Genomic DNA, 20,240 nt, shown 5'->3' with positions numbered 1-20,240 from the left:
CCGAGCGGGCCGAGAGCGAGTCCACCACGATCACCCGGGTGTGCCGGGGGACGAACTCCTCGGCCCAGGCCGCGAACGCCTCGCTGCCGCCGCGGATGGCCAGCAGCACTTCGCCGGGGCCGTCCTGCGGGATGGCGATGGTCACCCGCCCGATCATGCCGACCGGGCTCGCACTCCCGCCGTCCGGCGCGTTCATGCCCACCTGCCCTCCGTGGCGGCCCCGAACCGCGGTGCGGCCGGCCCCTGTCCCCTTGTTCGCGCAGAGAGCGGCGGCGTGCGGCCGGTTCCCGCTCGACGCCCGCTCGATCCTCAATTGATCCGCCCTTAACGGCACTCGGGGATGCGGCCGCGTCTCCTGGGTGATTCCGGGGTGATTCCAGGAGATCGATCCGATGTTACCGATACGTAACCTACCGACGGGTTACCAACAGTAAGCCGCAAACCCTACTCTCCAGTCACTTCGATCCGCCCCGCATCACGCACCACACCCCCCAGGTCGGGGCGGGTCCCGAAGAGATCTGGAGCCGTAGATGCCCCCTTCCCGCACCACGCCGCGCGCCGTGATCGGCACCGTCTGCGCCGCCGTACTCGCCACCACCGCCCTCGCCGGCGCCCCCGCGGCGGGCGCCGCCCCCTCAGCGGCCCGATCGGGCCCGGCCACCGTGAAGTTCGTCGACATCCAGGGCGAGGGCGGCATCACGCTCAAGGCCAATGTCTTCACCCCGGGCCAGGCCGACGGCACCCGCCGCTTCCCGGTCATCGTGCTGCCCACCAGCTGGGCCATGCCGCAGGTCGAGTACCTCGCGCAGGCCAAGAAGCTCGCCGACTCCGGCTATGTGGTGGTCGGTTACAACTCGCGCGGCTTCTGGCAGTCCGGCGGCGAGATCGAGACGGCGGGCCCCAAGGACATCGCGGACGCCTCCAAGGTCATCGACTGGGCCCTGGCCAACACCCCCGCCGACCCGCAGAAGATCGGCATGGGCGGGGTCTCCTACGGCGCCGGGATCAGCCTGCTGACCTCCGCCTTCGACAAGCGCGTCAAGGTCGTCGCCGCGCTCAGCGGCTGGGCGAACCTGATCGACTCCATCTACAGCGGCCGCACCCAGCACCTCCAGGCCGCGGCCGTGCTCGGCGGCGCCGGAGCGCTCACCGGCCGTCCCGGCCCCGAACTCACCCAGATCCTCAAGGACTTCCTCGGCTCCAACCTCGCCAAGGAACAGGACATGATCGCGTGGGGCAAGAAGCGCTCCCCCGCGACCTACCTGGACCGGATCAACTCCAACGGCCCGGCCGTCATGCTCGGCAACGCCTGGGGCGACTCCCTCTTCCCGCCCAACCAGTACGCCGACTTCTTCGAGAAGCTCAAGGGCCCCAAGCGCCTGGAGTTCCGCCCCGGCGACCACGCCACGGCCGAGGCCACGGGCCTGCTCGGCCTGCCCAACGACACCTGGACCAGCACCAAGCGCTGGTTCGACCGCTACCTCAAGGGCGAGCACAACGGCATCGACCAGGAGCTGCCGGTGCAGCTCAAGTCCCGCTCCACGGGCGCGTACGAGAGCTACAAGAGCTGGAAGGAGGTGCCCTCGGCGCAGCGGAAGATCCCGCTGAACGCCAGCAAGCGCATCCGCACCAACCTCGACTCCGGCGCCAACGGCGGCACCATCTTCCTCTCCAGCATCCTGGACCAGTTCCTGCGCATCCCGCCGATGGCCGCCATCCCGCTGCTGCCGCGCTCCTACGCCGCGGTGTGGCAGTCCGAGCGGTACGGCTCCGGGCAGAAGGTGCGCGGCACCACGAAGCTGCACACCACCGTCACCAGCACCGCGAGCAGCGGCACCGGCTTCGCCTACCTCTACGACGTCGGCCCGCTGGGCCTGGGCAAACTGGTCACGCACGCGCCGTTCACCTTCCACGACAAGACGCCGGGCACGCCCTTCAGCGTGGATGCCGAGCTCTTCTCCACGGCGTACGACGTCCCGGCGGGCCACCGTCTCGCGGTCGTCGTGGACACCGTCGACCCGCTCTACATCGAGCACAACCCCAGCGGCGCCAAGCTCACCTTCTCCTCACCGGCGACCGACCCGTCGTGGGTGTCGGTGCCCGTACGGGACTGAGCCCGTACGGGAGCGGGGGCCACGGCTCCAGGGGCGGGGCTACTTGAGCCAGCCCGCCTTGTCGAACGCGTCGTCGGCCATGCCGCCGGCCCCGAAGTTGGCCAGTCCCTCCCGTACCGCGAAGATCTGCGGGCGCTGGTAGAGCGGGAGGGAGTGGCCCAGCTCCCACAGCTGGGCATCGGCCTGGTTGTAGAGCCTGAGCTGCTCCTTCTCGTCCGTGGTCCGCGAGGCCTGGACCAGCAGCTTGTCGATCTGCGGCGAGGAGATGCCGCCGTGGTTGCCGTAGTCGTTCCTGCCCTGCGGCATCCGGAAGTCCTGGTAGGCGCTGGAGCGGAAGAGGCGGTCCACGGTGCGGATCGGGAGCAGGTCGAAGTTGCCCGGGGTCAGGTACTTCGCGTAGAAGTCGTTGCCCGGCACCTTGCGCAGCTCCACCTTGACGCCGATCCGGCCCAGCATCTGCTGGACCAGCTTGGCCTGGGAGACGGCCAGTTCGTTGGAGTCGGCCGGCATCGTGTACTCCAGGGACAGCTCCTTGCCGTCCTTGGTACGCGGCTTGCCCTCGCCCTGGTCCTGCCAGCCCGCCCCGTCCAGCAGCTTCTTGGCCGCCGCGGGGTCGAAGGCGAACGCGGCGGAGTTGTCCCGGTAGCCGTCCTGGTCGGGCATGAAGAAGTGGTTGCCGATGGCCTTCGGCTCGAAGGGCAGGCCCTTGCCCGCCACCTTCGCGATCGCCTGGCGGTCGATGCCCCGCTGCACCGCCTGGCGCACCTTGACGTCCTTCAGCGGCCCGCGCTGCCCGTTGAACAGGATCGTCGACAGGTCCCAGCGCGACCCGATGCGGATGTCGCTGCCCTTCTCGCCCTTGAGCCGCTGGTAGTCGTCGGGCGCGATGGCGTTGGTCTTGTCGATCTCCTTGTTGAGATAGGCGTCCGTCTTGGCGGTCTCGTCCAGCACCCACCACACGATCTTGTCCAGCTTGGGCTTGTCGCCCCACCAGTTCGCATCCGGCACCAGCGTGATGGTCTGCGCCGTCTTGTCGAAGCCCGCGACCTTCCAGGCGTTGCCGGTGACGGGGATCCTCCCCTTCCAGCCGTTGTTGAAGGTCTCCGGGTCGGCGTTGAGGGAGGCGGGCAGCAGCGGGTCGAAGAGGTACTGCCAGTCGGAGTACGGGGTCTTGAAGGTGACCCGCACCTCGTTGGCCCGCTCGCCCTGCTCGACCGTGGAGATGCGGTCGTACCCGGCGGTGTCGGAGACCTGATAGCGCTCGTCACTGCCGTTGAGCGCCTTCCACTGCGCCTCGAAGTCCTTCCAGCCCAGCGGCTTTCCGTCCGACCACTTCGCCTTGGGGTTGAGCCGGTACTCCACGATCTGCGGGCTGGTGGAGACGACCTTCGCCGACTCGAGGAAGTCCGGGTCGCGCTGCGGCTTGCCCTTGGCGTCGAAGGTGAACAGGTTCGGCTCCACCGCGTCGGTGATCGCGCTCGCGTCGCCCTGGGTGCCGTCGATCTGGTTGCGGTTGGACTGGTTGATCCACTGCTGGATCGATATCCGCAGCGTGCCACCCTGCTTGAGGTCGGCGGCCGGGTGCGCGTTGATGTCCTGCGCGCCGGCCTTCGGCGCGGCCTGCGCCCCGGCGCCGCCACCCGAGGAATCCGCAGAATCCGCAGGGCCGCCACACGCTGTGACCGCCACTGCTGCGGAGACGGTCGCTGCGGCCAGGGCGGCCGCCCTGTAGGGCCGGTTCATGCCGGTGTTCCTCTCGGTCGGTGCCAGGCCGCGCGATCGGCGGCCCCAGGCACCGTAAGCCGGTCGGGACCCCTGCAAATGCCCAGCTCAGAGGTTTTATTGAAGCTGCAATAAAGGGTTTACGCTGCCGCAGCACCCGGGCCGATCCGTGGGATAGCGTCGCTGACCGCACCGCTTCCCGAAGGACTTCCGCCCGTGCTGGCCCATCTCTCCAAACGCCTCGGTTATTACGCTCTGTTGCTGGCGCTGGCCGTCGTGATCTCGTACGCCCTGTCCTCGCTCGCGCTGTCCCCGCGCGGCTACTTCGAGGGCCGCCAGCCCGCGCCGCCACCCGATCAGGTGGAGGCGCAGCTCACCGCCCTCGGCATCAACGACCGCACCCCGCTGTGGGAGCGCTTCGGCAGCTGGCTGACGCACGCGCTGCGCGGCGACTTCGGCCGCACCATCGACTCCAGCAGCGTCGGCGAGGAGTTCGGGCGCCGGATCTGGGTGAGCCTGCGGCTGCTGCTGGCGGGTACGGCGCTGGGCGTCCTGGCCGGGGTCCTGCTGGGCACGTGGGGCGCGATCCGCCAGTACCGCCTCTCCGACCGGGCCGTCACCCTGCTGGCCTTCCTCCTCCTGTCCACCCCCACCTTCCTGCTCGCCGTCCTGCTCAAGGTCGGCACCATCAAGGTCAACGCAGCGGCGGGCCGCGAGATCATCTCCTTCACCGGCGAGAAGACCCCCGGCCTGACCGGTGACTTCGCGACCCTCCTGGGGGACCGCGCGGTCCATCTCCTGCTGCCCACCCTCGCCATCGCGCTCGGCACGGCCGCCGCCTACAGCCGCTACCAGCGCGGAACCATGCTGGACGTGCTGGGCTCGGACTTCCTGCGCACCGCCCGCGCCAAGGGGCTGCGCAAGCGCACCGCCGTCCTGCGGCACGGCCTGCGCACCGCGCTCGTGCCCATGTCCACCTTCTTCGCGTACGGCTTCCTCGCGCTGTTCACCGGCGCCGCCTTCACCGAGAAGGTCTTCGGCTGGCACGGCATGGGGTCCTGGTTCATCGACGCGGTCGGCAAGAGCGACATCAACTCCGTGGTCGCGGTCAACCTCTTCGCGGCGGTGATGGTGCTGCTCTCCGGCTTCCTGGCCGACGTCCTGCACGCCGCCCTGGACCCGCGCGTCCGCACGAACCGAGCCGGAGCCACTGCCCCATGACCCACGTCGTCCTGCGCCGCGCCCTGCGCAACCCCAACGCCGTCGCCGGCGCGGCCGTCCTCGCGCTGCTCTTCCTCCTCGCCTTCCTCGGCCCGCTCCTGACGCCCTGGAGCCATACGGACCTCGACTACACCGCACTGCGCGAACCGCCCTCCGCCACGCACTGGTTCGGCACCAACAGCATCGGCCAGGACGTGTTCGCCCAGGTCCTGCGCGGCCTGCAGAAGTCCCTGCTGATCGGCCTGCTGGTGGCCCTCTTCTCCACCGTGCTCGCCTCCCTCGCCGGGGCCTGCGCGGGCTACTTCGGCGGCTGGACCGACCGGCTGATCACCCTGTTCGTCGATCTGCTGCTGGTCTTCCCGGCCTTCCTGATCATCGCCGTCATCTCGCCGCGGCTGCGCTCGGCGAGCTGGCCGGCCTTCGTCGCGCTGCTGGCCGTCTTCGGCTGGATGATCACCGCCAGGGTGGTGCGCTCGATGACGCGCTCGCTCAGGGACCGGGACTTCGTACGGGCCGCCCGCCTCATGGGCGTGCACCCGTTCCGCATCATCGTCCGCCACATCCTCCCCAACATCGCCTCCTTCCTCATCGTCGACGCCACCATCGCGGTGGGCGGCGCCGTGATGAGCGAAACGGGCCTGTCCTACTTCGGCTTCGGCGTCCAGCCCCCCGACGTCTCCCTGGGGACCCTCATCGCCGACGGCACCTCGGCCGCCCTCACCTACCCCTGGATGTTCTTCTTCGCCGCCGCCCTTCTCGTCCTGTTCGTCCTCGCCGTCAACTTCCTCGGCGACGGCCTCCGCGACGCCCTCGACCCCACCTCCCGCACACGCCGCACCCACCGCCACCCCAAGGCGGCGCCCCCGCTCGCCCACTCCAAGGGAGCCGTCCGTGACCTCGCAGCCAAGTGACACGACACCCGTGCTCCAGCTCAAGGACCTGCACGTCGACTTCAGCGGGCCGCAGGGCGCCGCACCTGCCGTACGCGGGGTGGACCTGGCGCTGCACCGGGGTGAAGTACTGGGCCTGGTGGGCGAGTCCGGGTCGGGGAAGTCCACGGTGGCGCTGGCCGCCATGGGGCTGCTGCCCGAGTCGGCGCGCGTACGCGGGTCGGTGTCCCTGGCCGGGACGGAACTCGTCGGCGCGCAGGACGCCGCGCTGTCCCGGCTGCGGGGAGCGCGTATCGGCATGGTCTTCCAGGACCCGCTGTCCGCCCTCACGCCCGTCTTCCGCGTCGGCGACCAGATAGCCGAGGCCGTCCGCGCCCATCAGGACGTCTCCCGCGCCCAGGCACGGCGCCGGGCCGTGGAACTCCTGGACCTGGTCGGCATCCCCGACCCCGCCGCGCGCGCCCGCGCCTATCCGCACGAGTACTCCGGCGGCATGCGGCAGCGCGCCATGATCGCCATGGCCATCGCCAACGACCCCGAGGTGATCCTCGCCGACGAGCCGACCACCGCCCTGGACGTCACCGTCCAGGCCCAGGTCCTGGACGTGCTGCGCACCGCCCAACGCGCGACCGGCGCCGCCCTGCTGCTGGTCAGCCACGACCTCGGGGTGATCGCGGGGATGGCGGACCGGGTCGCCGTGATGTACGCGGGGCGGGTGGTGGAGTCCGCGACGGCACCGGACCTGTTCGCCACGCCCCATATGCCGTACACCATGGGCCTGTTGGGCGCGGTCCCGCGCCTCGACGACGACGCGGAGAAGGGCGGCCCCGCGGGGCGGGAGCGCGCCCCGCTCGTCCCGATCCCCGGCAGCCCGCCGCCGCTGCACGCCCTCCCCGCCGGCTGCGCCTTCGCGCCCCGCTGCCCGCTGGCCGAGGAGGAGTGCCGTACGAGCGAACCCCCGCTCCTGCGCCTCGCCACGCCGTCCGACCACGCCGACGCACCCCCGGCCCCCACCGCGCAGGCGCCCTCTCCCGACGACCACCTCGCCGCCTGCCTGCGCACCGCACAGATCGCCGAGCGCGCACTGGACGCGGCGGCCGTCTTCGCACCGCGGCCCGCCACCGGCACACCAGCGGCCGACGCGACACCGACCGCCGGAGCCTCAGCCGAAGGAATACCGGCCGACGGCGCACCTGCCGCCCCAGGCCCCGCCCTCCCCCGCACCCACCTCCCGCCCGTCCTCCAGGTCCAGGACCTCACCAGGACCTTCCCCGTCCTCAAGGGCTCCGTCCTCAAGCGCCGGGCCGGCAGCGTGTACGCCGTGGACGGCGTCGACCTGGACATCCGGCGCGGGGAGACGCTGGGGCTGGTCGGCGAGTCCGGCTCCGGCAAGTCGAGCACGCTGCTGGAGATCCTGGGCCTGGCCGCACCCGAGTCCGGCAGCGTCCGCCTCCTGGACCGCGACACCCGCGAACTCGGCCGCGGCGAGCGCCAGTCGCTGCGCGGCCAGGTGCAGCTGGTCTTCCAGGACCCGATGGCGAGCCTGGACCCCCGGCTGCCCGTCGGCGAGATCGTCGCCGAGCCGCTGCGCGCCCAGGGCGCACCCCGCGACCGCATCGCCGCGCGGATTCCCGAACTGCTGCGCCTGGTGGGCCTGGACGAGGAGCACGCGGGCCGCTATCCGCACGAGTTCTCCGGCGGCCAGCGCCAGCGCATCGGCATCGCCCGCGCACTGGCCGTGGAGCCCGCGCTGCTGGTCCTGGACGAGCCGGTCTCGGCGCTGGACGTCTCCGTGCAGGCGGGCATCCTCAACCTCCTCACCGGGATCAGACAACGCCTGGGCCTGTCCTACCTGTTCGTCTCGCACGACCTGTCCGTGGTACGGCACATCGCCGACCGGGTGAGCGTGATGTATCTGGGCCGCACCGTCGAACACGGCCCGGTGGCCGAGGTGTTCGGCGCGCCCCGCCACCCGTACACCCAGGCCCTGCTGTCCGCCGTCCCGCTGCCGGACCCCGTACGCGAGCGCGCCAGGTCGCGCATCCTGCTCGCCGGGGACCCGCCCAGCCCCACCCAGCGGCACACCGGCTGCGGCTTCCGCGGCCGCTGTCCGCTGTACGCCACGCTCGGCGCCGAGCGCCGCGCCCGCTGCGAGGAGCAGCGTCCGGCCCCCACGGAGCACGGCCCCGGCCACAGCGCGGCCTGCCACTTCGCCGGCTGAAGCCCCCTTACGCACACCGCTGTCCACATCACTGGAGTGATCACCATGTCCCCGCACCGCTCGCGCACCCTTTCCGGCCGCCGCGCCGTCATGGCGGCCGCCGCCGCGACCGCGCTGGCCCTCCTCGCCTCGGGCTGCGGCCTGTTCGGCTCCGGCGACAAGACGATCAAGGTCGGGGTCAGCGGGGACGCCGAGGAGTGGACGACGCTGGCCGCCGAGGCCAAGAAGCAGGGCCTGGACGTCGAGATCGTCACCTTCGACGACTACGCACTGCCCAACAAGGCCCTCGCCGCGGGCGACATCGACCTCAACGCCTTCCAGCACCTGGTCTTCCTGGCCCAGTCCAACATCGAGAACAAGACCGACATCGTGCCGCTGTCGGCCACCAACGTCGTACCTCTGGGCATCTACTCCAAGAAGCTGAAAAGGCTCCAGGACCTCCCGGACGGCGCGCAGATAGCGCACCCCAACGACCCCGCCAACGAGGGCCGCGCCCTGCACCTGCTGGCCCGGGCCGAGCTGATCGAGCTGAAGAAGGGCACCGGCCTGTACGCCACGGCCGACGACATCGCCAAGAACCCCAAGCACCTGAAGTTCACCCCGGTCAACGCCCAGCAGACGCCGCGGCTGCTGGCGGACGTGGACGCCGCGGTCATCAACGACGGGGTGGCCGGCCTCGCCAAGATCGACGCCAAGACCGCGCTGTTCCGCGACAACCCCAGGGACCCCGAGATCCGCCCGTACATCAACGTCATCGCCGCGCGGGCCGAGGACAAGGGCAACAAGGACTTCGCGAAGATCGCCGAGCTGTACGCGAGCAAGCCGGTCCAGGACGACTACCAGCGCTACGCCAACGGCACCGGCGTCCACCTCGACCTCTCGCAGGCCGAGCTGGAAAAGGAGCTCAAGCGCGTCGCCCAGCAGCTGAAGCGGTGACCCGATGAGCACCGAGATGATTCAACTGCGCGCCGTGAGCAAGGAGTTCGACGGCGCCGTACGGGCCGTGGACGCGGTCGACCTCACCGTCGAGCGCGGCGAGGTGTTCGGCGTCGTCGGGCACAGCGGCGCGGGGAAGTCCACCCTGCTGCGGCTGATCAATGTACTGGAGACGCCCACGGAGGGCACGGTCACCGTGGGCGGTCAGGAGCTGACCGCGCTCGGGGAGCGCCAACTGCGCTCCGCCCGCCGCGACATCGGCATGGTCTTCCAGCAGTTCAACCTGTTCCGCTCCCGTACGGTGCTCGGCAATGTCGCCTACCCGCTGCGCCAGTCCGGCCTCAAGCGCCCCGAAGCACACGCCAAGGCCACCGAGGCCCTGCGCTTCGTGGGCCTGGAAGAGCACGCCCGCCGCTACCCCGAGCAGCTCTCCGGCGGCCAGCGCCAACGCGTGGGCATCGCAAGGGCGTTGGCGACCTCGCCCGGCGTACTGCTCTGCGACGAGGCGACCTCGGCGCTGGACCCGCAGACCACCCAGGAGGTGCTCGCGCTGCTCCGGCGCGTCAACTCCGAGCTGGGCGTGACGATCGTGCTGATCACCCATGAGATGGAAGTGGTCAGCGCGGTCTGCGACCGGGTCGCCGTGATGGACGCCGGCCGGATCGTGGAGAGCGGCCCGGTGCACGAGGTCTTCACCCGCCCCCAGCACCCCACCACCCAGGCGTTCGTGCGCGCCGCCGTCCAGGCCTCGCCGGTGCTGGACCTGCTGCCCCGGCTGCTGCGCGAGCACGGCGTCCAGGACGCGGTCGCCGAGGCCGTACTGGCCGAACTCGACGTCCCGCGCAAGGCGGTGAGCGCGTAATGCATCAGGACTGGAGCCTGGTCTGGCCCAAGATCATTGAGGCGACGGGCCAGACGGTCTACATGGTGCTGGCCACGCTGGTGCTCTCCAGCGTGCTCGGCCTGGTGGTGGGCCTGGCGCTGTACGCCACCCGCAAGGGCGGCATCTTCCACAACCGGGCGCTCTTCGCCGTACTGAGCTTCCTGGTCAACGTCATCCGCCCGGTCCCGGCGCTGATCGCGATCGTCGTGCTGAACCCGCTGACCCGCTCGCTGATGGGTACGGCGGTGGGCACCGACGCCGTGATCTTCCCGATGACGGTGATCGCGATGTTCGGCGTGGCCCGGATCGTGGAGAGCAACCTGCTGGGCGTGGAGCCGGGGGTGATCGAGGCGGCCCGCGCGATGGGCACCAGCCGTATCCGCATCCTGCTGACGGTGCTGGTCCCCGAGGCCCTCGGCCCGCTGATCCTCGGCATGACCTTCATGCTCGTCGCCCTGATCGACTTCTCGGTCATCGCGGGCACGGTGGGCGGCGGAGGCGTCGGCAACCTCGCCATCACCCACGGCTACCTCCGCTTCGACACCCGCGTCATGGTGGTGACCGTCCTGATCCTCATAGCCCTGGTCCAACTCGCCCAGCTCCTGGGCAATTTCCTGTCCAGACGAGTACTGAGGCGATGACAAACGCCGGACGGGCTGGAGAATCCAGCCCGTCCGGCGCTTGAGGACCATTCCTTTACGGCTTGTGCCCACCGGGCAGCAGCGTGCCCGGCTCCGGAGCCCCCACCTCCGCCGCCTCCACCTTCGGATTCCTCTTCTGCCGCTTGGCCATCCAGTTGGCGAACCACGACAGCAGCATGCACATCCCGATGTAGATGGGCGAGATGACCATGACGACGGGGATGAAGGGCAGGTCGTAGTCGAGGTTGGAGGCGATCAGCTTGCCCGCGTGCAGGAACTCCTCGTAGGTGATCAGGTAGCCCAGCGAGGTGTCCTTGAGCGCGACCACCAGCTGGCTGATGATCGTCGGCAGCATGGCGCGTACCGCCTGCGGCACCAGCACATGCGTCATGACCTGCGTCTTGCCCATGCCCAGTGCGTACGCCGCCTCCTTCTGGCCGCGCTCCACGGAGTTGATGCCGGTACGGAAGACCTCGGCCAGCACCGAGCCGTTGTAGAGCGTGAGCCCGGCGACCAGGGCGTACAGCGGCTCGGCCTTCAGCGCCACATAGATGAAGAAGATCATGACCAGCACGGGCATCGCGCGGAAGAACTCCACCAGCAGCGTGCACACCCAGCGCACCGGCCGGTGATCGGAGAGCCGCCCGGCCGCCAGCACCGCGCCGAGCGCGAGCGAGAGCACCGCCGCGTACGCGAATGCCTTGAGCGTGTTGCCCAGTCCCCTGAGCAGCAGCTCCTGAATTCCCTTGTATTCGAAGGGAGTCCACTTCTGCGCGGTGAACTGGCCGGTGTCGAACAGGAGATAGACGATCCAGCCGACGATCGCGAGAATCGCGACACTCGCCGCGATCCCGTAGAGCCGGTGCCGCCGCCTGGTCCGCGGCCCCGGAATGTCATAGAGGGCAGTACCTGAAGTGCTCATGCTCCGGCCTCGCTACGCTCGGACGGGCATGCGCACCGTGCGCGCCTTCTACTGATTCGCTCGCTTCGCTCACTCATCGGGCCACTCCCCAGCGCTTCTCCAGCACGTTGAAAATCGCGCTGATGGTCAACGTCACGATCAGGTAGCCCACGGCGATCCAGATGAAGGACCAGATGATGCTGTAGCCCAGCTCGTTGAGCGTCTTGTAGGTGCCCAGCAGTTCCACGACGCTGAAGGAGCCGGCGATCGCGGAGTTCTTGGCGAGCGCGATCAGCGTGGAGCCGATGGGCGGGATCACCGAGCGGAAGGCCTGTGGCAGCACCACGTCGCCGAGGGTCTGGGCGAAGGTCATCCCCAGGCTCCGGGCCGCCTCGCCCTGCCCCACCGGCACGGTGTTGATGCCGCTGCGCACCGCCTCGCAGATGAAGGCGGAGGTGTAGCAGCCCAGCGCCAGGACGGCGAAGACCTGGAAGGGCAGAACGAGCCCGAAGCGCGGCAGCCCCAGCAGCACCGCGAAGAACAGCAGCGTCAGGGGCGTATTGCGCAGCACCGTCACCCATACGGTGCCGAAGACCCGCAGCGAGCCGACGGGCGCGACGCGGAAGGCCGCCATCAGGATCCCGAGGACGAGCGCGAGCAGCGAGGCGAGGACGGTGAGCTCGACGGTGCCGAGCAGTCCTTTGCCGTAGAGGGAGAAGTTGTCGAGGAGAACGTTCATCGCGGGCTTGTGACTCCTCAGCTCGCCGGGTAGCGGTCGATCGCGGGCGGCTGCGGGGCCGGTTCGCCGGACAGGCCCAGCGTCGCGTCGTAGGCCTTCTTCCAGTCGCCGTTCTTCTCGTGGGCGGCCAGGGCTTCGTCCAGGGCGAAGCGCAGCGCGTTGTCACCGCGCGGGACGCCGATGCCGTAGGGCTCCTTGGAGAAGGGCTTGCCCACCAGCTTCAGCTCGTCGGGCACCTTGGCCGCGTAGCCCAGCAGGATCGCGTCGTCGGTGGTGACCGCGTCGACCTGGTAGGTGAGGAGGTTGTCCACGCACACCGAGTAGGTGTCGTAGGCGACCAGGACGGCCTTGGGGTAGTCGGCCTTGATGCGCTGGTAGGGGGTGGATCCCGCGGCCGAGCAGACCCGCTTGCCGTCCAGGTCCTGGGGGCCCTTGATGTCGTCCTCGTCGTGCCGTACGAGCAGGCCCTGGCCCGCCATGTAGTACGGGCCGCCGAAGCCGACCAGCTTCTTGCGCTTGTCGTTGATGGTGTAGGTGCCGACGTAGTAGTCGATCTGGCCGTTCTGCAGGGCCGTCTCGCGGTTGGCGGACGCGATGGTCTTGAACGCGATGGTCTTCGGGTCGAAGCCGAGGGAGGCCGACATCATCTTGGCGATCTCGATGTCGAAGCCGGAGTAGGTGCCGGTGGCGGGGTCCTTCTCGCCCAGGTAGGGCTGGTCCTCCTTGGCGCCGACGACCAGCCGGCCGCGGCTCTTGGCCCGCTTCCACGTGCCGGAGTCGGGCAGTTCGAAGCCGGTGGCGACCTCGTACCTGGGGAGCTGGCTGCCCTTGGGGCCCTTGGCGGGCGGGCTGCCCTCCTTGCCGCAGGCGGCGGCGAGCAGGGCCAGACAGGTGACGGCGAGGGCCGCGAGGGAGCGTCGGGTCGTGTTCATGGCACCCCCTCAGTGCTTGAGGATCTTGGAGAGGAAGTCCTTGGCGCGGTCGCTCTCGGGCGCGGTGAAGAACTCCTCGGGGGTGCGGTCCTCCACGATGCGGCCGTCCGCCATGAAGACGACGCGGTTGGCGGCCGAGCGCGCGAAACCCATCTCGTGGGTGACCACGACCATCGTCATGCCGTCCCGGGCGAGCTGCTGCATGACCTCCAGCACCTCATTGATCATCTCCGGGTCGAGGGCCGAGGTGGGCTCGTCGAAGAGCAGTGCCAGGGGGTCCATGGCCAGGGCGCGGGCGATGGCCACCCGCTGCTGCTGACCGCCGGAGAGCTGGGCGGGGTACTTCTCCGCCTGGGAGGCCAGCCCCACCCGGTCCAGCAGTTCGCGGGCCCGCTGCTCGGCGTCCTCCTTCTTGCGCTTGCGCACCTTGACGGGCGCCAGCATCACGTTGGCCAGCACGGTCTTGTGCGCGAAGAGGTTGAAGGACTGGAAGACCATGCCCACTTCGGCCCGCAGCCTGGCCAGCGCGCGCCCCTCCTCGGGCAGCGGCCGGCCGTCCAGCGTGATGGTCCCCGACTCGATCGGCTCCAGGCGGTTGATGGTCCGGCACAGGGTGGATTTCCCGGAACCGGAGGGGCCGATGACCACTACCACCTCCCCGCGGCCGACGGTGAGGTCGATGTCCTGGAGGACATGCAGTTTCCCGTAGTGCTTGTTGACCCCGCGCAGTTCAATCAGCGCTTCACCGGCCATATGCAGCCCTGCCCACTCTCATCCGTACAGCGGAGAGTCCGCAAACTACCGGCGCGAAAGCGGCATTTCACCATTGACACGCGCAATAGCGACCTAAGCCGCTCTGGGCCTTGAGTGGCGGCGACATACGCACGTTCGATGGACCGTCAGATGTCCTAGGTACACAGAGAACGCCTGCGTACCTAGCCTGTCGGGCATGGGTGACAACAGGCCTGTCTTCCAGCGCATCGCCGACGATCTGCGCCGCCAGATCGACGAAGGGGCCCTCGCGGTGGGCTCACGGATCCCCTCCCGGTCCGAGCTGAAGCGGGCGTACGAGGCCAGCGACCAGACCGTGGACCGGGCGGTGCGGGTCCTGAAGGCCGCAGGCTACGCGGAAGGGCAGTTCGGGCGCGGGGTGTTCGTGACCGACCGGGCGCCGATCGGGACGCTGCTGCGCTCCACCGGCGCGGTGGACTCCCCCTTCGCCGCGCGTATCACCCTGGAGGGGTCGCCCGACGGTACGCCGCTGACGTGGGAGGCCTCCTCGGCCACCGAAGCGGCGCCGGAGCGGGTGGCCAAGCGGCTGGGCATCGCGCCGGGGGCGAGCGTGGTGTGCTCCAGCTACGAATATCTGGCCAACCGTCAGCCCGTACAACTGGCGACGAGTTGGGAGCCGCTGGTCATCACCGAGGGGACCGATGTCGTCTTCCCCGAGTGCGGGCCCTATGCCCGCAGGGGGGTGCGCGGGCGGATGGCCGCCATCGGAATCCGGGTGGTCAGGGCCGAGGAGCGGGTGGGGTCCCGGCCCGCTTCCAGCCCCGAGGCCGAGACGCTGGGCTGTTCGCCGGGGCAGTGCGTCACGGTCGTGGAGCGCACGCACTTCGACGCCGACGGGCGGGCCGTGGAGACTTCGGACATCGTCGTACGCGCCGACCGCTGGCGGCTGGAGTACGACATCGCGTTCGTCTAGCCCGCCGCGGCGGCGGGCCCCTGGGTCACTTCTCGGCGGCCTCCGCGTAGAGCTGGGAGAGTTCGGGGGCGCCGTTCTCCGCCCACTCGTGGCCCGCCGCCACCACATCGACCCGCCGGCCGGAGGCCAGCTTCACCACCGGCTGCCCGCCGGGCCACACCTGCCAGCGGGCCCCGGGAACCGTACGGACCAGGACCGTGCCCAGATACAGGCCGGCGTCGTTACCGAGCCACGGGAGGACCTCCTGGTCCTCGCGCCAGGCGGGCAGCAACTGGTCCAGCGCCTCCAACGACCGTACGGAGTCGTCCAGTTCCACTCCGGCGGTCTCGGCCTGGGCACGCAGCAGCTCGCACTCGGAGAGCAGTTCGGCGGTGCTCTCGTGGTCCTCGTCCAGGGGATTGGCACAACTCGCGGAAGGGCTGGATTCCGGGCGCTTGCGCCACTTGTCCAGGAAAGACAGGTTCATGTGGCGTAGCGTCCCATCCGGGTGGGGGCCCCTGCCACAGGCGCGCGGCGCAACCGTGACCCGCTTGTCGTCTTGACGCCCCCCGCCCGTCTCCCTACTTTCATGGCGCTTCGGTCGGATCGCAGTACTTCGCCCGATCCATGCTGATCTCCTGCCCGTTGACGCCATCGGAGGGAATCACCCATGCGTGTCAGCCCCTGGGCCACGGCCCTTGCCCTCACCCTCGCCGGCGCGGCCGTCCCCGCCGCCCCGGCACTCGCCGCACCCGTCCAACTCACCGGCGAACCCGTGCCGTTGGACAGACACTTCGACAACACCGCGGTCAGCGACGACTCCAGACCCGGCGAGGCGGACTTCGACGGCGCGGGCCGCTCGCTGTCCGCGCGGGACCTCGCTGCGGCCGGCTGGACGCCGGGGCGCGTTCTGGCCATCGACGCGGCGCGGCTGACCTGGCCGCGCCGGGCGGCCGGTGAAGCGGACAACGTACGGGCCAACGGCCAGGCCGTACGGGTCGGCGGGCGCGGCGAGGCGCTCTCCTTCCTGGTGGCGGGCACCGGAGGCCAGGCCTCGGGAGCGGGCACGGTGCGCTACCGGGACGGGTCGCACAGCAGCTTCACCCTGAGCGCGCCGGACTGGCGCACGGGACCGGCGGCCACCAGGGCCGTGACGCTGCCGCACATCAACACGCCCGGCGGGCAGCAGGCGGGGCGGGCCCGGCTGTACGCGGTCGGGGTGCCGCTGGTGGCGGGGCGGGAGGTGGCGTCCGTGGTCCTGCCCAGGGACCCGGGCCCGGGCGTCGATCTGCATGTCTTCGCGGTGGCGGTACGCAGCGCCGCGCCCGGCCGCACCGGCAGCTGGGCGGCCAGCACCTCGGGCTATACGGCGGTGGGGCCGTGGCGGGACCAGACGCTGCGGCTGGTGGTGCACTCCGGCGCCGGCGGTCCGCGCGCCCGCATCCGGCTGGAGAACACCTTCGCGGCGGCACCCGTCCGCATCGGGGCGGCGAGCCTGGCCGTCCAGGGACAGGGCGCGCGGGCTGCGGCCAAGCCGGTGCCGCTGACCTTCGGCGGCCGGGCGGGGACAACGATCCCCGCCGGGGCGCAGGCCTTCAGCGACCCGTCCGGCTTCACCGTGCCCGCCGGCACCAACCTGCTGGTGAGCATCCACCTGCCGGGCACGGTCACGGCCGCGCCGGTGCACAAGGAGGCCATCCAGCGCTCGTACCTGAGCGCGCCGGGCAGCGGGAACCGTACGGGTGAGCAGGGCGCCGCGGCCTACCCCGGGACACTGGGCACCTGGCCGCTGCTGACCGGGATCGACGTCCAGGGCGGGCCCGGGACGGTGGTGGCGCTCGGCGACTCGATCACCGACGGGGTCAAGTCCACCGTCGGCGCCAACCGCCGCTGGCCCGATCTGCTGGCCCGCCGCTTCCAGACCCAGCGCGCCCTGCCCCGCTACGGGGTGGTCAACCAGGGCATCTCCGCCAACCGCGTGGCCAGCGACCGCTATCCGGGCGAGGGCGTCAGCACGGACCTGGGCGGGGTGAGCGCCCAGCACCGTCTGGAGCGGGACGTTCTGGCGCAGACCGCGGCCCGTACGGTCGTGGTCTTCGAAGGCATCAACGACGTGCGCTGGGGCACCTCGGCGCAGGAGGTCGTCGCGGGGCTGCGGGCCATCGCGCGCCGGGCGCACGCGTACGGGCTGCGGGCGGTCGCCGCGACCATCGCGCCCTGCGAGGGCTACGGCGACTGCACGGCGGTGGCGCAGGAGCGGCGCGAGGCGGTGAACGCCTATCTGCGGTCCGGCGGCAGGCGGGACTTCGACGCCGTACTGGACTTCGACGCCGTACTGCGCGACCCGGCCCGCCCGCAGCGCATCCGGCCCGCCTACGACAGCGGCGACCACCTGCACCCCGGCGACGCGGGGCTGCGGGCGGTCGCCGCATCCATCGATCTGCGCAAGCTCGTACCGGCGCGGCACTGACCTCGGGGCCGGCCGGCCCTGATCCGCCGGGCAGGCCCCAAGCCCGCGCGGTCACACCTCCAGGTCGACGACCACCGGCGCGTGGTCCGAGGCGCCCTTGCCCTTGCGCTCCTCGCGGTCGACGTAGGAGTCGGTGACCGCCTTGGTGAAGGGCTCGTTGCCGTAGACCAGGTCGATGCGCATTCCGCGGTTCTTCGGGAAGCCGAGGTTGCGGTAGTCCCAGAAGGTGAAGGGCACGTCGTACTTCAGCGCCCGGGGGTACACCTCCGTCAGGCCCGTCTCCTGCAGGGCCGCGAGGGCGGCGCGCTCGGCCGGGGTGACATGGGTGGCGCCCTCGAACAGGGTGATGTCCCAGACGTCCTGGTCGGTGGGCGCGACGTTGTAGTCGCCGAGGACGGCGAAGGGGCGCGAGCCCTTGGCGTCCTCGGCGATCGCCGCCTTCAGCGCCTGGAACCACTGCAGCTTGTAGGCGTAGTGGGCGTGGTCGGGCTCGCGGCCGTTGGGCACGTACACCGACCAGAGGCGCACGCCGCCGCAGGTCGCCGAGACGGCCCGGGGCTCCTGGGCGCCGTCGTACTCCGGGCCGCCGGGCAGGCCCGCGACGACGTCCTCGAGGCCCACCTTGGACAGCAGCGCCACGCCGTTCCACCTGCCGGTGGCGTTCACCGCCGCCTCATAGCCCAGCTCGCGCAGCTCCTCGAAGGGGAACTGCTCCTGGGAGCACTTGGTCTCCTGGATGCACAGCACGTCCGTGCCGGTGCTCTCCAGCCAGGTCAGGAGCCTGGGAAGGCGGGCGGTGATCGAGTTGACGTTCCAGGTCGCGATGCGCATGCCGGTAAACCTACCGAACACCACTGACAGTCGGCCCACTCACCGCCGGTCCGGCCGCTCAGCCCAGCGTCGTGCCGGAGCCGGGGGCCAGCCGGCTGTGGTCGGTGCCGCCGAGGTTGCCGATCATGGTGTCGTAGAGGGGGCGGGCGTGGTCCTGGAGGAGGCTGTCGTGGATGTCGACGGCCCGGCGCGGCTTGACCTCGCGCAGGTAGTCGATGATCTCGCTGACCTTGTTCCAGGGGGCGTGGACGGGCAGCAGCAGGGTGTCGACGGCGCGGCCCTCGGGGACGGTCAGCGCGTCGCCGGGGTGGAAGACCGTACCGTCCACGAAATAGCCGACGTTGGTGATCCGCGGGATGTCGGGGTGGATGACGGCGTGCAGCTGGCCGTGCACCTCCACCTCGAAGCCGGCGGCGGTGAAGGTGTCGCCCTCGCCGACGGTGTGCACCCGGCCGGGGAAGGCCGCGGAGATCTGCTCGGCGACGGCGGCCAGCGTCCAGATCTCGGCGCCGGGGTTGGCCTCCATCCCGGCGCGCAGCCGGTCCTCGTGGAAGTGGTCGGCGTGCTCGTGGGTGACCAGGATCGCGTCCGCGCCGACGGCCGCGTCCTGCTCGCTGAAGACGCCCGGATCGATGACGAGCACCCGCCCGTCCTTCTCCATCCGGACACAGGCGTGGGTCTTCTTGGTGAGTTCCATGGGGCTCATCTTGCCGCCGCCCGGCGGCGTACACCCGGCCGGCCCGGCTACCCCTCCGGGGTCGTCTCCTCCTGGATGACGCGCTGGGCGACGGTGAAGGCGGAGCCGGCCGCGGGGACGCCGCAGTACACGGCCGTGTGCAGCAGCAGTTCCTTGATCTCGGCGGGGGTCAGGCCGTTGCGCAGCGCCGCCCGGGTGTGCAGGGCGACCTCCTCGCTGTGGCCGCGGGCGACCAGCGCGGTCAGCGTGATGATGCTGCGGGTACGGCGGTCGAGGCCGGGCCGGTTCCACAGCTCGCCCCACGCGTAGCGAGTGATGAACTCCTGGAAGTCGCCGGTGAAGTCGTCGGTGCCGGCCTCGACGCGGTCCACATGGGCGTCGCCCAGAACCTCGCGGCGGACCTTGATGCCCTGCTCGTAGGTGCCGTTGCGCACCATCTCCGGCTGGGCCGCGCCGGACTCTATGGCCGGGGGCGCGGCGGGCGGCGGGGGCGGCGCGGGCGCCAGCACCGGCTTGGGCGCCGCGGCGTTGATCGCGGCCGGTCCCGCGGCGCCGGGCTTGTCCTGCCAGGAGGTGGAGAAGTGCCGGATCAGCAGCTCGGTGACGGCGGCGGGCTGCTCCACGGGCGCGAGATGGGAGGTGCCGGGCACCATCGCGAGGCCCGCGTCGGGAATCCCCGCGACCAGGGCGCGGGCGTCGGTGGTCGGGGTGACCTGGTCCTCGGAGCCGACGACGACCAGGGTCGGGACCCCGATGCGGCCGAGCGAGGAGCGCGCGTCGAAGGCGGCCATCGCCTCGCAGGCGGCGATGTAGCAGCCGGGGTCGGTGGTGCGCACCATCTGGACGGCCCACTCGACGATGGCGGGCTGGGCTCCGGCGAAGCCCGGCGTGAACCAGCGCTCGGGCGCGGTGCGGGCGATCGGGTCGAGTCCGTTGGTACGGATGACCACACCGCGCTGGCGCCAGGTGTCGGCGGTGCCGTACCGGGGCGAGGAGGAGATCAGGGCGAGCGAGGTGACGCGCCCGGGGCGGGTGAGCGCGAGCTGGGCGCCGATCGCGCCGCCGATGTTGCAGCCCGCGTAGCCGAAGGTGTCCACGCCCAGCGCGTCCAGGGTGGCCACCAGGCGGTCGGCCAGCTCGGCGACGGAGGAGGCCGGGTGCGCGGGGGAACCGCCGTGGCCGGGCAGGTCGAAGCGGATGACGCGCCAGTGGCGGGTCAGCTCGGGTATCTGCCGATCCCACATGTGCCACGTCGTTCCGAGCGAGGCGCCCAGTACGAGTACGGGGGCGTCGTCGGGGCCGTCGATCCGGTGCTGCAGGGTCTTCTCGCTCACCCGGGCCACGCTACCGACCGAAGG

18 protein-coding genes and 1 pseudogene are annotated in these 20,240 nt (G+C 70.9%); 9 read left to right on the top strand and 10 right to left on the bottom strand.

The features are described 5' to 3' along the window. Position 1: 1 nt before the first annotated feature. A pseudogene (locus tag AC4IJH_RS03755) lies at positions 2–157 on the bottom strand (NfeD C-terminal domain-containing protein); the annotation flags it as partial. 373 nt (positions 158–530) lie between these two features. Between AC4IJH_RS03755 and AC4IJH_RS03750 the strand changes: the two are divergent. Then, positions 531–2,114 carry a CocE/NonD family hydrolase gene (locus AC4IJH_RS03750; protein WP_490850015.1) on the top strand — a complete coding sequence of 528 codons (1,584 nt, stop codon included), beginning with the start codon at positions 531–533 and terminating at the stop codon, positions 2,112–2,114. Positions 2,115–2,153: 39 nt separating this feature from the next. Here the strand turns inward: AC4IJH_RS03750 and AC4IJH_RS03745 are convergent, their stop codons facing one another. Further along, on the bottom strand, positions 2,154–3,857 hold the full coding sequence (locus tag AC4IJH_RS03745) for an ABC transporter family substrate-binding protein (RefSeq protein WP_490850014.1): 1,704 nt from the start codon (positions 3,855–3,857) through the stop codon (positions 2,154–2,156). Between the two features lie 195 nt (positions 3,858–4,052). Here AC4IJH_RS03745 and AC4IJH_RS03740 point away from each other — a divergent pair, with 195 nt between their 5' ends. From AC4IJH_RS03740 to AC4IJH_RS03715, 6 genes are read left to right on the top strand one after another with little or no spacing between them, the layout of a single operon-like run. Then, on the top strand, positions 4,053–5,057 hold the full coding sequence (locus AC4IJH_RS03740) for an ABC transporter permease (RefSeq protein WP_490850013.1): 1,005 nt from the start codon (positions 4,053–4,055) through the stop codon (positions 5,055–5,057). Beyond that, positions 5,054–5,968 carry an ABC transporter permease gene (locus AC4IJH_RS03735; protein ID WP_490850012.1) on the top strand — a complete coding sequence of 305 codons (915 nt, stop codon included), beginning with the start codon at positions 5,054–5,056 and terminating at the stop codon, positions 5,966–5,968. The genes AC4IJH_RS03740 and AC4IJH_RS03735 overlap by 4 nt, the downstream gene beginning before the upstream one ends. Continuing rightward, positions 5,949–8,168, top strand: a complete 2,220-nt coding sequence (locus AC4IJH_RS03730; protein WP_490850011.1) for a dipeptide ABC transporter ATP-binding protein — start codon at positions 5,949–5,951, stop codon at positions 8,166–8,168. The genes AC4IJH_RS03735 and AC4IJH_RS03730 overlap by 20 nt, the downstream gene beginning before the upstream one ends. Before the next feature lie 45 nt (positions 8,169–8,213). Then, positions 8,214–9,104 carry a MetQ/NlpA family ABC transporter substrate-binding protein gene (locus tag AC4IJH_RS03725; RefSeq protein WP_490850010.1) on the top strand — a complete coding sequence of 297 codons (891 nt, stop codon included), beginning with the start codon at positions 8,214–8,216 and terminating at the stop codon, positions 9,102–9,104. A gap of 4 nt (positions 9,105–9,108) precedes the next feature. Next, positions 9,109–9,966, top strand: a complete 858-nt coding sequence (locus AC4IJH_RS03720) for a methionine ABC transporter ATP-binding protein (RefSeq protein ID WP_490850009.1) — start codon at positions 9,109–9,111, stop codon at positions 9,964–9,966. Continuing rightward, the gene (locus AC4IJH_RS03715; RefSeq protein ID WP_490850008.1) at positions 9,966–10,628 is read left to right on the top strand and encodes a methionine ABC transporter permease; all 663 of its coding nucleotides are present in this window, start codon (positions 9,966–9,968) and stop codon (positions 10,626–10,628) included. Before AC4IJH_RS03720 ends, AC4IJH_RS03715 begins: the two co-directional genes overlap by 1 nt. A gap of 55 nt (positions 10,629–10,683) precedes the next feature. On the opposite strand, the gene AC4IJH_RS03710 is transcribed toward AC4IJH_RS03715, so the two are convergent. From AC4IJH_RS03710 to AC4IJH_RS03695, 4 genes are all read right to left on the bottom strand, one after another. Continuing rightward, positions 10,684–11,550 (bottom strand): amino acid ABC transporter permease, encoded by an 867-nt coding sequence (locus AC4IJH_RS03710; protein WP_490850007.1) that lies wholly within the window; start codon positions 11,548–11,550, stop codon positions 10,684–10,686. A gap of 73 nt (positions 11,551–11,623) precedes the next feature. Continuing rightward, positions 11,624–12,268: an amino acid ABC transporter permease gene (locus AC4IJH_RS03705; RefSeq protein ID WP_490850006.1), complete on the bottom strand. Its 645-nt coding sequence runs from the start codon at positions 12,266–12,268 to the stop codon at positions 11,624–11,626. Positions 12,269–12,285: 17 nt separating this feature from the next. Continuing rightward, the gene (locus AC4IJH_RS03700) at positions 12,286–13,200 is read right to left on the bottom strand and encodes a glutamate ABC transporter substrate-binding protein (RefSeq protein ID WP_490850005.1); all 915 of its coding nucleotides are present in this window, start codon (positions 13,198–13,200) and stop codon (positions 12,286–12,288) included. Between the two features lie 9 nt (positions 13,201–13,209). Then, complete coding sequence (locus AC4IJH_RS03695; protein WP_490850004.1) at positions 13,210–13,953, bottom strand: amino acid ABC transporter ATP-binding protein; 744 nt, start codon at positions 13,951–13,953, stop codon at positions 13,210–13,212. Positions 13,954–14,149: 196 nt separating this feature from the next. On the opposite strand from AC4IJH_RS03695, the gene AC4IJH_RS03690 reads away from it, so the two are divergent. After that, on the top strand, positions 14,150–14,905 hold the full coding sequence (locus tag AC4IJH_RS03690) for a GntR family transcriptional regulator (RefSeq protein WP_490850003.1): 756 nt from the start codon (positions 14,150–14,152) through the stop codon (positions 14,903–14,905). A 25-nt stretch (positions 14,906–14,930) separates the two neighbouring features. Here AC4IJH_RS03690 and AC4IJH_RS03685 read toward each other — a convergent pair whose 3' ends face one another. Beyond that, positions 14,931–15,371 (bottom strand): DUF6278 family protein, encoded by a 441-nt coding sequence (locus AC4IJH_RS03685; RefSeq protein WP_490850002.1) that lies wholly within the window; start codon positions 15,369–15,371, stop codon positions 14,931–14,933. A 183-nt stretch (positions 15,372–15,554) separates the two neighbouring features. On the opposite strand from AC4IJH_RS03685, the gene AC4IJH_RS03680 reads away from it, so the two are divergent. Further along, positions 15,555–17,354, top strand: a complete 1,800-nt coding sequence (locus AC4IJH_RS03680; protein ID WP_490850001.1) for an SGNH/GDSL hydrolase family protein — start codon at positions 15,555–15,557, stop codon at positions 17,352–17,354. A gap of 51 nt (positions 17,355–17,405) precedes the next feature. Here AC4IJH_RS03680 and AC4IJH_RS03675 read toward each other — a convergent pair whose 3' ends face one another. The 3 genes from AC4IJH_RS03675 to pcaDC are packed head-to-tail and all read right to left on the bottom strand — an operon-like array spanning position 17,406 to position 20,216. After that, entirely contained in the window at positions 17,406–18,185 is a 780-nt protein-coding gene (locus tag AC4IJH_RS03675) for an exodeoxyribonuclease III (protein ID WP_490850000.1), read from the bottom strand. Between the two features lie 58 nt (positions 18,186–18,243). Beyond that, complete coding sequence (locus tag AC4IJH_RS03670; RefSeq protein WP_490849999.1) at positions 18,244–18,882, bottom strand: MBL fold metallo-hydrolase; 639 nt, start codon at positions 18,880–18,882, stop codon at positions 18,244–18,246. Positions 18,883–18,929: 47 nt separating this feature from the next. Further along, positions 18,930–20,216, bottom strand: a complete 1,287-nt coding sequence (gene pcaDC / locus AC4IJH_RS03665; protein WP_490849998.1) for a bifunctional 3-oxoadipate enol-lactonase/4-carboxymuconolactone decarboxylase PcaDC — start codon at positions 20,214–20,216, stop codon at positions 18,930–18,932. Positions 20,217–20,240: the final 24 nt, after the last annotated feature.

The organism is Streptomyces sp. UF-297 (assembly GCF_058245575.1).
Note: the sequence above shows the minus strand (reverse complement) of the source record. Positions and strands in the feature narration are given on the sequence as shown.